Consider the following 13,883-nt stretch of genomic DNA (forward strand, 5'->3'; position numbering starts at 1 on the left):
TGCGATTACATCCCTTCTCTGTTGAAAACAGTTTAGTTGAAGCAGTTATTGAGGACGTCACCGTATCCCAATATGTCTTCAAGAACGGTTGCTACTTCACTACCGATTTCAGCTGCAGCTGTGTCGCTTCGAATGGCGCACCAAATACCTCTGACGCCACCCCATAGATGGCAAGCTCTCTTAACCCATCCGATAATCTTGGCCACGGGAATACCAGTGTTGATGATGAAACCAGCTAATGAACTAGCGCACGCCCACCCGTTGAATTAAGGAGTAGCTGTCCCTGCTGAGGTTGAGACAGGGGATAGAATCGTAACACCTCCTATATACTGTCGTATCTCCTGAGCATAATTAGGGTAAGTCTTTGGATCTATTTCTTTAAGGTGTTCGGGGAGTAATTCTAACTTGAATAGAATTAAGTTAAGCTGTTGATTTCGGGTCATAAATTTTTGAGATGAACGAAGATTTAGCGCGTTTGTAGGGGTGATACCACCTAGGGCTAGAAGCGCACTGGTAGCGCCAATTCCAATGAGAGCTGTAGGCGATCCATCATTTCTCACTTCCTTGGGAAAAATAATCTACGGAATTCGAACGAGTCCCGTATTGCATACGTTAACTGTACTGCTTCATCATTTCTACATGTTTCGGAATATTTCCCCAGACTGGATCAAATTTTCTAACCACTCATGTGCATAATCTTAGGGTTAGTGCCCATAGGTAGTCTAAACACGGTCCCTTGAAACACTGCAATCTATTCAAGTCTATACGGACTGCACGTTATGCTACCTGCCCCAAACAAAGCTTCAGTCAGGGGAATCACAGAGGGTTTTTGACTGCGGTTTAGAGCAACTTGGATTTATCTTTGAACAATATGTAAGGTTACGAGCCATCCAAGCTTCCATCCACATGTACGTATAGTGGACTGTTCAACAATGTGATGGATAATATCCAGAGCTCGTTCCGGTGACCCTCTTGAACACGTCAAAAGCACGATAGCCTCCCCTAGTTGCATACTGTGTACCAACTCAGATTACATACACAGCAAAGGCACTAACAGCAAGGGCGGGCACTCTTTCCGCTGCTCCAATATCAATACCCACAAGAAGGAGCGGATTAGTAGCTACAGGGAAGACCATACCTACTACATCAAATTAGCACTTTTAAAATCATGTCGAGTCAGCCTCGAAGATTTTCAGGCAAAGTATAACCTGTCCTAAACTAAGCGCTTAGAGAAGATTCTAAACTATGATGCCTTACGATCCCGAATACTCACCCAACCAACCAGTACAGCAACAACCATGACAAATCCAGCCACAGCCAAAATAGATGACACCGAACTTGTTCTCCAGTCTTAGCCAGAACTTTCCGCCAAGACTCAACACCAGATACGTTCTAGTCCTGTAGAAAAAGAACTCTGCTGAATGGTTCCCATTCCTCCGTTGCCGAGGCTTCTTACTCAGCAATAGTTGTTCCTACAACGATCTTCTCAGCAACATTTTCAATACTCTCCCCAGGAGCATCAGAAACAACATCTTCAGACACAGCCTCAACAGGCGTGGGCACAGGAGCGTTTTGAACAAGCTCAGGCATACTTGGTTCAGGCTAAGGAACAGCTGGAGCAGTATGGGCAGACTTGATACAGAGGATACTCAAGACCAGTAGCTCGCGTAACAAAAACATGAATGAAGCTGACTAAGCTGCAAGAGACTATTTAAGCGCGTCAATACCGTAAATAGGTAGATTGCTTAGCGCTGGGCTCTCAGCTCAAGGGGCACCGCACCAGTAACCGTTTGATTCGTCAGAATAATGAAGAACTTAGAGGAGCGACCCGTTAGAAGATGTTTATTATTGGTAGCTATGGTAGATTCACGTGAAATCTATCTATGCAACACTGCGTATATGAGTTGCAAACTAAAATAGGAAATGAGATAATGTGGATGTAGGATTTCCAAGTAACGGGACTCCCGCATTGCCTTAGCCCCCGCCAATAGCGGGGGTTTTGTGCATCCATGGCTTAGGTGGCCAAATCCGACCACGCCCCACATCCGGAGTATATGGATTATGGTCAAAAATATCCCACAAGTCTCTCTTGGCCTGAGTTGCCTTACTATTACTCTCCTGAACAGTCATCAGTCGGTTATAGATATAAGTTACCATATCGGAAGCTTGAAGCATCCTCTCATCTGCCGAAGAGCTAAAAATAAGATCAGGGTTAATTCCCGTTAGCCTATTGGGCTTGTAACCATACGTACCTTGATCCATATACCGAGAGAGATTACTGCGGCTTGTCTCAGCAGTATGATGTTCATCGGCAATAACACGAAGCAGTTTTTGAGGTGAGCCATAATAGTTAATCTGCTCAAAAAGATGACTAAAAGCTCGCTCTCTTGGGTGAAGGTTTTTGTTTGCGACAGGGTTAAGGGCAGCGTAATGGATGCCTTCCACAAAGACTCTTGCACCTGCTACATGGATTGCTTTGAAGACTTTACGAAACATCGCAATTTTAATACGAAATGGAACATCTGCCCACACACCGTGGCCATTCATCATCTCGCTACCGTGAAACTCAGTCTGTGGAATCAACACTTGAACGCTTTGAGAGAACTCCTCCATGATCAAGTCCATAGCAGTAGCTATTTCTTTTATTTGCGGGGCAGACGCTACGATCGCACCCATAAAGTAATGGGTTTGAGCACGTTCAGACTCATCGATAAAAGCAAAAATCTCTGAATTCTTTGAACCTAGCTGGTTTTGGCATTTTTTATGGGGCGGGCCGTCACAATATTGAAATTTTTTCTCGTTCTCGTAGTAGTAGTGGTGGTGGAATTGCATAAGGACCTTCGTTTATGAACTATCTCTATCCTCGTTAATCTAACAACCAGTATTAAACGAGAGGGGCATCTCACAGGTTCTATGGGCTACCCCGACTATTAGCAGCAAGGACCATCTCAGGTCTCATCCCAATCAGTCTTCACAAAAGAAACATCTTTAATCATGTCCACCATCACAAACCTCTCTTTCTTTAGGATAGTTATAAAATCTGCCGTATAACTCACATTGTTACAGAACAACTCTTATAGAGTCAACACTATAAACAGAATTAAACAGTAACAAATAATAAGTTAATTATATTTTGACGAGTGGTACGGCAAAGACCAAAGAGTAGAAAAATACCTCCGCGCATACGGAGAAAATGGCATAGTAACAAAAAATAAAGAAATACCCCCGAGAACTTCAGGGAAAGCCAATAGCGTCTAGTTTAGCACTTCTTTATAGCTACAAACCAAGAAAGGAAGCTATATCCCATGAGCACAAGTGTTCATCTTACAAAGTTCACCGTTCATATCGCTCTTTCTCGTGCGAGTAAGCAATAGCTCCCCCCCCTCATCTCAGGGGTTGTTTCAACCAGGCTACGACCTGCACCTGAGATACGGCAGGCGGACCCGAAGCTGGAGCAAGTTACTCAGCTCAGATACCGACATAGGCTCTTTCCTCACAGCAAGAAATAGAGGTTGAGGTAGCCCCGGTGTTGGTTCCACCCACACCGAACGATTAGGTGAAGCTCTCACCGCTGAGCATATACTTATGTCCAACGTTGCAAGAAGACAAAAGGTAAGAAAAAAGTCGTCCCTATCGGCTTTATACCGATAGGGACAACTTATCAAATGATTGCCAGCACCGAAGCGGAACTAGCTCTTGTAGGGCCTGCGGGACTTGAACCCGCGACCAAGGGATTATGAGTCCCCTGCTCTGACCAGCTGAGCTAAGGCCCCAAAGCGTCGCTACCAAAAGAGCAACGGTTAATAGCGTACCCGATAATACCGTAGAGAAAAAATCTACAGCACTATTTTTTCTGAGAAACCACGAAATCGTAATATATCTGGTTAGAAAGATAGAGAGATTCGAAAGTTTCCCACGTCTTTTGAGCAGAATGGATTTCAACCATTTGTCTGCTGCACTGCCCCATACGGCGACGTTCCTCTTCCGGTGCAAGAAGTACCTGCGCCAGTTTTTGAGCTAAATCTGCAGCGTTATTCGGCTCAAACAGGTAACCGTTCTCTCCTTCCTGCACCAGATGAGGTAGAGCTAGCGCATTAGCCAAAACAACGGGGCAAGAAGCGCTCATCGCTTCAAGGGTCACTAAGGATTGTAATTCTGCTGTTCCTGGTTGGCAGAATACATCAGCTCGGAGATACCCTTCTCTTAGCTGTTCATCGCTAACGTAACCAAGGAAACGTACACGATCTGCAACGCCACATTCTTGTGCTTTCTCTTGGAGTTCTTCATGCTTTTCACCTTCACCGGCAAGTTCAAGAACAGTGTGGTTCAGTTCTTGAGGCAGTAACGAGAGAGCTTCAATCAGCACGTCAATATTCTTTTCAACAGCAAGACGGCCGGCGAAGAAAATACGAAGCTCCTGCAGGTGAGGGTCGAAATGCTCTCCCTCGCGAAGCTGGTAATCGTCAGAGTTAATGCCGTTAGAGATAGGAATAACTGGTTTTTTAAAATTGCCGGCTTCCTTCATCGCGCGCGCAGCAATCGGGGTGGGTGTCGTAACAACCTGAGCACGTTCAAGGACGAAGCGCATGTCCTTCCAGCTGAGTTTTGCAAACGCATCGTTAAACCAGCGGGGAAAGGGCAAGAATGGGTCGAGGTTCTCGGGCATAAAATGGTTTGTTGCGATAACGCGAATGCCACGTTTGCGGGCTTGAAGAAGCAGTACTCGTCCCACGATGTAGTGGCATTGGACGTGCACGACATCAGGTTTAACGTCATCGAGTATCTCGCCTACTCGTTTCCAGATACCCCAAGGTGTACAAATACGGATAGTAGGGTGGGTTAGTGCTTTATGCGAGATGAGACGATGTTCAACGACGCCGTTAACCGTGCGAGTATAGTTTTTACGTTCCTTAGGGTTTGCCGCAACCACATGGACTTGATGTCCGCGGTGATGCATTGCTGTTGCCAAACGATAACCGAATTGAGCAGCACCGTTAACATCTGGAGGGTACGTATCAGCACCAATCATGATGGTTAGAGACTGTTGTGTCATATCGTATGGAACACCTATTCGCGTTGTATTTTCCTTGCAGAGTTGTTCTACAAGTGACCGTATCTTGCGTATCAATGAAGAAAGCTTATTGTTATTCCTCTATAATCTCATATTTTTGTCTCAGAGTCGGGGAGCTTTAAAACACAAAAAGCGTCTTATTTCCTATGAAGACTAGGATGAATAAGACACCTTTTAGTGGGTGGTTCTTAGCACGTACTTAGCTTAGAGAACCTTTGTTAGGAGTTACGGCGTAGAAGTTTTTTCAAGAAAATGAAGAAGACGCCTACAGCTCCGATGAGCAACGCGAAAGAACCGCCACGAGCTTTGAGGACGTCGGGGTCGCTTGCGTTCTTTGCTAGACGATTACCTGTTTCAGAGATAGTCGCAGGCAAAGAAACTACGCTACTCTTTGTTTCGTCTAAAAAACCCGTGAATTGCTCCTTAACGTTGCCGCTGTAGGTTTGAATGTCATCACGTAGGCTCTTGAGGTGTTCACGACGCTGTTTGGTGCGTTGTTTGAGTTGCTCTTCATTGGGTGCAGAAGCAAGAACTGCGGTAGTTGAAGGGTCTGCGGCAGCTTTTTCTTTCTCTTCAGCAGCAGCTTTCTTTGCGTTTGCTTTGGCTTTAGCTTTCTCTTCTTGTTCACGTTTCAGACGAGCAGAGTCCATCTGGGAGCCGTGTTTGAGAACGCCGAGGTCATACATGAGTCCGAAAATTGCGGATTCAGGTTTTAGAGGAAGTTGTTTCTTAATCTTTTTGACACCGATAAGGGCGAAAATAAGTAGAAGAAGCAGGAACACTAATGCTAGTGTCAGCGCAGCGTAGACAGGCTTCATGACGGTACCTAGAGCAAGAATGCCTGCAGTAATCAGTGAGATAATGAGGAATAGTCCAAAGACCACACCAACGACAACGAATGCGGCACCTTTACCGAATGCAACGCCTTTGTTCTTGAGCTCAAGTTTAGCAATTTGAACTTCGTCTTTAATCTGCTTCGGGGTGAGGCGAGTAACTACTTTAGTTGCATCGATAGTGCTGGTGACGTTGGACTTCAAGTTAGAAAATGTAGCTTTAAGACCAGAAGAAGATTTCTTCTGAGCCCCGTTGCTGATAGGTGTACCGTTATCGGTCATACTCAACCTCTCCAAAAGTAAGTGTGCTTTCCGGTGCAAGTGTACCAGTTTCTCTCATTATTCTACTGTTAGAGACTTTCTTCAATCTATGAGATTGAGTCGTGTCACATCGTCGACGAAGTATCTAGATAAGCTGCTAGTTCACTCCTGCCAAATGGTTTAAGAGTATTGGTACTTGCCAGGTGAGAGAAGTAAGCTTTTGAGGAGTTTTTACGCAAAAAAAGAAACACCTAACAAATTATCTTGTCAGGTGTTTCATCTATGCTCCCCCGACTGGACTCGAACCAGTAACCCTTCGATTAACAGTCGAATGCTCTGCCAATTGAGCTACGGGGGAATATTCATTACGGCTTATCACCGCAACGAGTAATAACTATACACAGATTTTTTTCTCTTCACAAATCAAAAGCATGTAATCTGCAACACGTTTATAGGATGTTTTCTATCCCCTGACGAATCTTACGCCGATGAGATTCTAACTCCATCAAACGACGCTGAATCTGCTGAAACTGCTCGTACTCAGTACGTGCGTCCAAACGCTGAAGATGCAACAATAGCTCAGACTTCTGACGATTCACATCTTCCTCCAACAAACGTCTCAAAATATCGTGCACGTAACGAGTCAGCTGCTCAGCAGAGGAAGCAGGAATAGGAGATACGCTCAACTCCGCCAAAAACGTATGAGCAGCCTCAGGAATATGCGAACGCACCTGATTCAGCCAAGCATGACCGGCAGCAGGAACAACCTCAGCAGCAGCAGACATCACTCCCTGCGCCAGCACCGTATGTAAACGATATCGATACTGCACCTGAACCAACTGTTGCCAAAAATCTACAGGAACCTCCTGCGGCACCTGAACTAAGACCTCTAAAGCAGTGCGCTCCAAACGCGCCAAAGGATCATGACTATCAGGAACTTCAAACGGCACAGCAACGGACTGGACAACAACCTCGCCAGAACTATCAGGCCCGCCAGTATGATCTATTTGTTGCAGCGAAGAAGACTCCGCTGAAACCTGTTGAGCAGCTAGAACAACAGCACGTTGAACCTCATCCGCACCTAAACCTAGCCACCCAGAAACCTCACGGATATAAGCTGGCTTCAACGCAGAGTCTTTAATACCAGCAAGGATAGGAGCAACAGCACGCATAGCCTGCACACGCCCTTCCAAGGAATCCATATCAAATTTACGGATAGTACTACGAAGAGCAAACTCAAAAAGGGGCTGCTTATGTTCAATCAGAGAACGAACCGCATGATTACCCCGACGGATACGAAGCTCACATGGATCCATATCCTCCTGCGCCACCGCAACAAAAGTTCTCGCCATAAAACGCTGGTCCTCTTCAAAAGCAGACAACGCAGCCTTCTGACCAGCAGCATCACCGTCAAAGGTAAAGATCACTTCCCCGCCAGAACCGTCATCTCCCAAAATACGACGCAAAATACGAATATGGTCAACACCAAAAGCAGTACCACACGTTGCTACCGCCGTATCAACACCAGCAAGATGAGCAGCCATCACATCGGTATAGCCTTCAACCACAACAACCTGACGACGCTTTGCAATATGACGTTTAGCAAGATCCAAACCATAAAGAACCTGAGACTTCTTATACAGCACCGTCTCAGGCGTATTCAAATACTTTGGGCCTTTATCATCATCAAATAAACGGCGGGCACCAAAACCAATGGTCTCCCCCGCAATACCTCGTATAGGCCACATAATACGCCCACGGAAACGATCATATAAACCACGCTGCCCACGCGAAAACATTCCGGTGGCTTCAAGCTCTTCATCAGAAAAACCCTGCTTACGCAAAAAATTCAGTAGATTGTTCCAACCTTGAGGCGCAAAACCCACACCAAATTGAGCAGTTGATTTTGCGTCAAAACCACGACCACCCAAAAAACGTTGAGCCTCAACGGCAGAAGGCATATAAAGATTCTTCTGAAAAAACTCTGCCGCAATTTTATGGGCGTCTAAGAGGCGTTGCCGACGCCCCACCTCTTCACGAGATAAACCGCTCCCCTGCTCATAATGCAACTCATAATTGATACGAGCCGCCAACTTCTCAACCGTCTCTGTAAAAGAAGTATGTTCAACCTGCATCAAAAAAGCGATAACATCGCCAGACTCCCCACACCCAAAACAGTGATAGGTACCCATCTGTGGACGCACATGAAAAGAAGGGGTGCGCTCATCATGAAAGGGACACAGCCCTTTAAACGACCCAATACCGGCGCTCTTGAGGCGTACATAGCCCTCAATAATTTCGCGGATATCAGTACGAGAACGAACCTCATCGATATCTTCACGTCGAATTAAACCAGCCACTTAAAACATCATATCCATCATCAGCACGAGGACAAAGACCTCGAATTCCCTAACTTATAACTTTTCCGAACTCACCACAGAGGCTTATCGCCATGATGCCATTGATTACCCGTAATACGCTTATACAACGCCACTGCAGAACGGTCTGTTAGTGAAGCAACCTGATCAATTACTAAACGTAAACGAGCATCATCATCACGTGTACCAAGCTCCTGCATATCAGCGGCAAAAGAAGACGCCAAATACTTTGGTTCGTCTAAGAGAGCTTCTACCAGCACACTCAAAATTTCACGCTGGTTCTCATAATGAGGTTGAGCGTCACGAACACTCATCACGAAAGCTGTAGCAATACCCTTAAGAACAGCAATCTCATGCACCGTAGAATTAGGGATGATGAGCTCCGCAGTATAACGGACAAGAGGTCGATCCTTACCGTACTGTGCACGCGTAGCTTCCATTGCAGAAGCCGCAAAACGACCAATCAGTTTAGAAGTCAACGCCTTAAACGCAGCCATCGACGAACGAGTACCACTCATATATTTCACCCATTGAGGCAGGCCCTCAAGACGAGACAACGCCTGCTCAAGCTCCAACTCAGAAACATGCGGAAGATACCACTGTTGAGTCTTTGAAAAAACTTCTTCACGTTTTGCGGGGTCTAATAAATCTTCTAACTGAATATGCCCACCAAAAACAGCGTCCTCAACGTCATGTACCGAATACGAGATGTCATCGGCTAAATCCATCACTTGAGCTTCCATACACTTAGCAGGCAAAGAAGAGCCGTCCTGCGCAATAGCACCCCGACGAATCCACTCAAAGACAGGTTGATCGTCCTGATACACACCAAATTTACGATTAGGTCGCCCATCAGCACGCGCAGGAGCCTCGGCAAGAGTCCAAGGGTACTTACAACACGCGTCCAAAGAAGCACGAGTAAGATTTAACCCAGCAGAAGAACCATCATGACCAATAACCTTCGGCTCAAGACGGCTGAGCAAACGTAAAGTTTGCGCGTTCCCTTCAAACCCGCCAGCATCTGCTGCTAACTCGTTTAAAGCAGTCTCCCCATTATGCCCAAAAGGAGGGTGCCCCAAATCATGAGCTAAACAAGCAGTATCAACAACATCAGGGTCACAGCCAAGCATCCGACCCACTTCACGACCAATCTGAGCAACCTCAAGAGAATGCGTCAAACGCGTACGAATAAAATCATCCGTATCAGGGTCCATCACCTGTGTTTTAGCGCCTAGACGACGTAACGCAGAAGAATGCAAGACGCGGGCACGATCCCGTTCAAAAGCAGAACGATACACATTACGATGATGCTCAGGCACCCAACGCTCCACATCCTCAGCCACATAGCCGGGAGTCTCCGTCAACTCGTTGCCTTCAACTAAACCGTCAACAGGTACATTCTTCATCGTTACCAGCCCATCACTATTGCAATATTATCCACCCGAAATGTCGAGCTCTGCCCCGACCAAACCAAGACGTTCTGCATCACCAAGGATACGCGAATCTAACCATCCATGGGGAAGATGAGGTTTCTTCGGATTACCGGCACGACCACGTGGACCCTCCACAGCAGCACCAGGATAACCAATACTGTGGTCCAACTCAGCCAGATATTCACGAAAACTCGCTAAATCAGGAACAGTAGCCATCTTTTGACGTAGCTGACCGCCCACAGGATACCCATGAAAATACCAGCCCACATGTTTACGAATCTCGCGAAGCCCCTTGAGCTCATCACCAAAAGTCTCAACAAGAAGCTCAGCATGACGATAAATCATCTGCGCAACCTCAGAAACACCAGGTTTAATACGCTCAGCAGAACCTTCAAAAGCATTCTGTAAATCACCAAAAAGCCACGGCCTACCCTGACAGCCACGACCCACCACAATACCGTCAACACCGGTCTGCTCGACCATAGCAATAGCATCTTCCGCACTAAAAATATCGCCGTTACCAAGAATAGGAATATCGGGGATAGCCTCACGTAGCTGAGCGATAGCATCCCAATCAGCATGACCAGAATAATGTTGCTCCATGGTACGACCATGCAACGCAATAGCAGCAACACCACTATCACGAGCAATCTTCGCAGACTCCAAAAAGGTCAGATGCTCATCATCAATGCCTTTACGCATCTTAATAGTGACAGGAACATCCGCACGAGAAGCTTCATCAACCGCAGTTTTTACGATGGCAGTGAACAAATCAGTCTTCCACGGTAAAGCAGAACCTCCACCAAGCTTCGTCACTTTAGGAACAGGACAACCAAAGTTTAGATCAATATGGTCAGCACGATCTTCTTCCACCACAAGACGAACCGCTTTACCCACATTCACGGCATCAACACCATAAATCTGAATAGAACGAATCTGCTCATCATCGTCATGTTCAATAATGCGTAAAGACTCAGGACGACGCTCCACCAAAGAACGAGCCGTCACCATCTCTGTCACATACAAACCGCCACCATATTCACGGCACAAACGACGAAAAGCCTTATTAGTTACCCCAGCCATAGGAGCAAGAACAACCGGCGTCTGTACCGTGAACTTACCTAATTGTAAGGGCGGAAGTTTTAGCTGTTGAGTCTTTGAAAAAGTCTGCGATATTTCAGTCACCTAGCAATTGTGACACAAATACGACAAACACTCAGCCAAGCACGCATCACAGCGGCCTAGCAGAAAAGCAGAAGACTGCTAGTGTGCAACCACCAACGTTGTATCAAGAACCTGAGCAGAACCCATCTTCACCAGCTGATTAATCATCACCTGCAAGTCTTCCATCGACTCATCTACCTCTAAGATGACTGGGTACTGATGAACTAGAACATACAGCAACTGCATAATAGCCTCACGTGCAGCAACATCATCAAAGTCATAGCCTAAGAGAATCTCAGTCGCCTCATCATCAGCTAGTTGACGCCCCGGTAACTCTTGCTCTAACGGGCGGTAACTCACCACAAAAGCCTTGATGGGGGGCTTCCCCGAAAAATCATCAGACGAATCAAAGTCACGTAGCACAATTGCACCAAGCGCTTCAGCCTCATCTGATAAGAACAAACGGTTAACCTGCCCCAAAGAAATCTCAGCAGGAGGATCCCAACGGTGAGAACGAGAATAGAACTCCCACATCTTTTGTGTTAGCTCAACAGAGCCCGTAGCAATATTTTCAATAACCTGCATAGGCTGCCCCGAAGAATCAACGCGCAAAGGAACCTCAGGCACAGAACCCGAAGCAACTTTCACCATCTGACTACGCTGAATAACACCCAACCCCATAGCCTGAGCGAAGGAAGCACCAGCAGAGCCTTCTTGCACCTTAGAACGCAAAGCCTGAACACCCGAAGGCGAAGATGAAGCAAGCTCTTGCAAACGGCGAAACAGTTCAGCACCAAGCCCCTGCCGACGATGATCAACGGCAACCTCAATATACGCCCACAACCGTTGAACATGTAAAGACGTCTCATAGACAGTGGCGGCAGCAACCGCAACACCCTGATGTTCCGCTACAAGAGTACGAGACCACGGGCCAGAATCCTGATCAGGGCGAAACATCGCACGAAAAGAATCGTACCCCGAAGATTCAGCGTCACCCCAAAGCTGAAGAAGTTCTAAATCATCGCCCTCACGCCACGGACGAAAAGTATAATTATCCACCAAAAACCTGCCTCAAAATCATCGAATTATTAATATGTTCTGTACACCACCATAGCGCAGAAGCACACCGGAACAACATCTAGAATCGTTCAGAAAAAATTCATCCAAGAGAATGAAAACCCACACCAACAGTTGAGGTAAAAATGCACTTATCTGACTTAAAATGAGAACATGCGCACACAAGTTAACACACCCACCAACATGTTCGCCACCAAACCCACCCTCACCGGAAAACTCGTCGAACTACGCCCCTTCAACGAGGAATCAACCCAAGCAATGATGAACATCCTCGCAGAACCAGAAGTCCTCATCAAAACAGGGGCAGTACACTCCACACAAGAAGCACTAAACCGCAATGAACGTACCGTCAAACACGCAAAAAGCTGGTACGACACACGAAACAACCAAAACAACAGACTCGACTTAGCAATATATTCACTCAAACACAACGAATACGTAGGCGAAGCCGTATTCAACGACTACTCACCTCAAAATAAGTCCGTCAACTACCGAATCATCATCGGACAAAAAGGACGAGGCCACGGGCTCGGCACCGAAACCACACAAATGATGGTCAACTACGCCTTCGCGGTGCTCAAGCTGAACCGCATCGAACTCGAAGTATTCGACTTCAACGCACGAGCACGATACGTGTACACCTCATGCGGCTTCGTCTGCGAGGGACGCCGCCGTGAAGCACTCTACTACGACGGCAAATACCACGACTCCATGATTAAAGCGATTCTCAGAAAAGACTGGGAACAAGCACATTCCCCTGCCTCACTCAGCACTGCGTCACTACCCGTCGTAAAAATCTAAAGACACACCAGTATGCGCGTTGTTTGAGAACGTTCCATAAATATCTATTCCTTGGAGATACATAAATGCAGCTAAATATCAAAAACTTTGATATTTTCGCTTTTCCTATGGAATAATTACTAGCCAGATAGTCTCTTCCCCGTACACACGAGGGTATTTCCAGGCGTTAAAAATGGAGCCTCCAGTCAGAATCCTCTTCCCCGTACACACGGGGGTATTTCCGCCGATAGCGGTAAATTCATAGCCTTTTTCCTCTCTTCCCCGTACACACGGGGGTATTTCCTACGCCCCCGCCTAATGATGGCGAGAGCGTAGCTCTTCCCCGTACACACGGGGGTATTTCCTTATGCGAACGTGGATCAAGAATGGCTAGGGTCTCTTCCCCGTACACACGGGGGTATTTCCAGTGCAAGTTATAGCATGGGCCACGGTTCAAGCTCTTCCCCGTACACACGGGGGTATTTCCTAGATGTGCTTCTATCTGAACATCTATTCGTGCTCTTCCCCGTACACACGGGGGTATTTCCGCTTATCAAAATAAGCTACGCGGCTTGCAAATCTCTTCCCCGTACACACGGGGGTATTTCCGGATTTGCGGGCTAGGCATTGCTTTGCTCCTCCTCTTCCCCGTACACACGGGGGTATTTCCGCTTTCTGGGAATGGGTGCGTGAAGTAGCACACTCTTCCCCGTACACACGGGGGTATTTCCAGGGCCGCCCTCTGATGGATTTAAACGGCACGCTCTTCCCCGTACACACGGGGGTATTTCCGCACTTGGCGCGGGTATATTACCGCTGGATGGCTCTTCCCCGTACACACGGGGGTATTTCCCTAAGTTCCGGCTATTGGTTCCTCATTACAACC

Annotated in this window: 10 protein-coding genes, 2 tRNA genes and 1 CRISPR repeat array (1 of these 13 only partly in view); of the genes, 1 reads left to right on the plus strand and 11 read right to left on the minus strand. The window is 46.8% G+C overall.

Annotated features, from left to right (window positions below):
- Positions 1-32: 32 nt before the first annotated feature.
- The 11 genes from ACN08Z_RS03940 to ACN08Z_RS03990 form a co-directional block, all read right to left on the minus strand.
- A complete protein-coding gene (locus tag ACN08Z_RS03940) occupies positions 33-206 on the minus strand; it encodes a hypothetical protein (protein WP_419103291.1) in 174 nt (57 codons plus the stop codon).
- Positions 207-1,452: 1,246 nt separating this feature from the next.
- Entirely contained in the window at positions 1,453-1,590 is a 138-nt protein-coding gene (locus ACN08Z_RS03945) for a hypothetical protein (RefSeq protein ID WP_419103292.1), read from the minus strand.
- Between the two features lie 384 nt (positions 1,591-1,974).
- Complete coding sequence (locus tag ACN08Z_RS03950) at positions 1,975-2,832, minus strand: DUF3800 domain-containing protein (protein WP_419103293.1); 858 nt, start codon at positions 2,830-2,832, stop codon at positions 1,975-1,977.
- Positions 2,833-3,699: 867 nt separating this feature from the next.
- Positions 3,700-3,773, minus strand: a tRNA-Ile gene (locus tag ACN08Z_RS03955).
- Positions 3,774-3,844: 71 nt separating this feature from the next.
- Positions 3,845-5,053 carry a glycosyltransferase gene (locus ACN08Z_RS03960; RefSeq protein ID WP_419103294.1) on the minus strand — a complete coding sequence of 403 codons (1,209 nt, stop codon included), beginning with the start codon at positions 5,051-5,053 and terminating at the stop codon, positions 3,845-3,847.
- A gap of 236 nt (positions 5,054-5,289) precedes the next feature.
- Positions 5,290-6,186, minus strand: coding sequence for a phage holin family protein (locus tag ACN08Z_RS03965; protein ID WP_419103295.1), 897 nt, complete (start codon positions 6,184-6,186; stop codon positions 5,290-5,292).
- A gap of 264 nt (positions 6,187-6,450) precedes the next feature.
- Positions 6,451-6,523, minus strand: a tRNA-Asn gene (locus ACN08Z_RS03970).
- Positions 6,524-6,614: 91 nt separating this feature from the next.
- Complete coding sequence (dnaG, locus tag ACN08Z_RS03975) at positions 6,615-8,525, minus strand: DNA primase (RefSeq protein ID WP_419103296.1); 1,911 nt, start codon at positions 8,523-8,525, stop codon at positions 6,615-6,617.
- A gap of 71 nt (positions 8,526-8,596) precedes the next feature.
- The gene (locus tag ACN08Z_RS03980; protein WP_419103297.1) at positions 8,597-9,949 is read right to left on the minus strand and encodes a deoxyguanosinetriphosphate triphosphohydrolase; all 1,353 of its coding nucleotides are present in this window, start codon (positions 9,947-9,949) and stop codon (positions 8,597-8,599) included.
- 27 nt (positions 9,950-9,976) lie between these two features.
- Positions 9,977-11,152 (minus strand): tRNA dihydrouridine synthase DusB, encoded by a 1,176-nt coding sequence (dusB, locus tag ACN08Z_RS03985; protein ID WP_419102228.1) that lies wholly within the window; start codon positions 11,150-11,152, stop codon positions 9,977-9,979.
- An 87-nt stretch (positions 11,153-11,239) separates the two neighbouring features.
- Positions 11,240-12,199 carry a GNAT family N-acetyltransferase gene (locus ACN08Z_RS03990; protein WP_419103298.1) on the minus strand — a complete coding sequence of 320 codons (960 nt, stop codon included), beginning with the start codon at positions 12,197-12,199 and terminating at the stop codon, positions 11,240-11,242.
- Positions 12,200-12,370: 171 nt separating this feature from the next.
- Here ACN08Z_RS03990 and ACN08Z_RS03995 point away from each other — a divergent pair, with 171 nt between their 5' ends.
- Positions 12,371-13,018 carry a GNAT family N-acetyltransferase gene (locus ACN08Z_RS03995; protein WP_419103299.1) on the plus strand — a complete coding sequence of 216 codons (648 nt, stop codon included), beginning with the start codon at positions 12,371-12,373 and terminating at the stop codon, positions 13,016-13,018.
- A 132-nt stretch (positions 13,019-13,150) separates the two neighbouring features.
- Positions 13,151-13,883: direct repeats of the CRISPR family, unit length 29 nt; unit sequence CTCTTCCCCGTACACACGGGGGTATTTCC; it runs 4,539 nt beyond the window's last position.

It is taken from the genome of Rothia sp. P7181 (genome assembly GCF_048513015.1).
Taxonomy (GTDB): Bacteria; Actinomycetota; Actinomycetes; order Actinomycetales; family Micrococcaceae; genus Rothia.

Bases quoted from the DNA above. Each gene is read 5' to 3' on its own strand.
- ACN08Z_RS03945 (WP_419103292.1), bottom strand. From the start codon at position 1,590: ATGCCTGAGCTTGTTCAAAACGCTCCTGTGCCCACGCCTGTTGAGGCT.
- ACN08Z_RS03950 (WP_419103293.1), bottom strand. From the start codon at position 2,832: ATGCAATTCCACCACCACTACTACTACGAGAACGAGAAAAAATTTCAA.
- ACN08Z_RS03960 (WP_419103294.1), bottom strand. From the start codon at position 5,053: ATGACACAACAGTCTCTAACCATCATGATTGGTGCTGATACGTACCCT.
- ACN08Z_RS03965 (WP_419103295.1), bottom strand. From the start codon at position 6,186: ATGACCGATAACGGTACACCTATCAGCAACGGGGCTCAGAAGAAATCT.
- ACN08Z_RS03980 (WP_419103297.1), bottom strand. From the start codon at position 9,949: ATGAAGAATGTACCTGTTGACGGTTTAGTTGAAGGCAACGAGTTGACG.
- ACN08Z_RS03995 (WP_419103299.1), top strand. From the start codon at position 12,371: ATGCGCACACAAGTTAACACACCCACCAACATGTTCGCCACCAAACCC.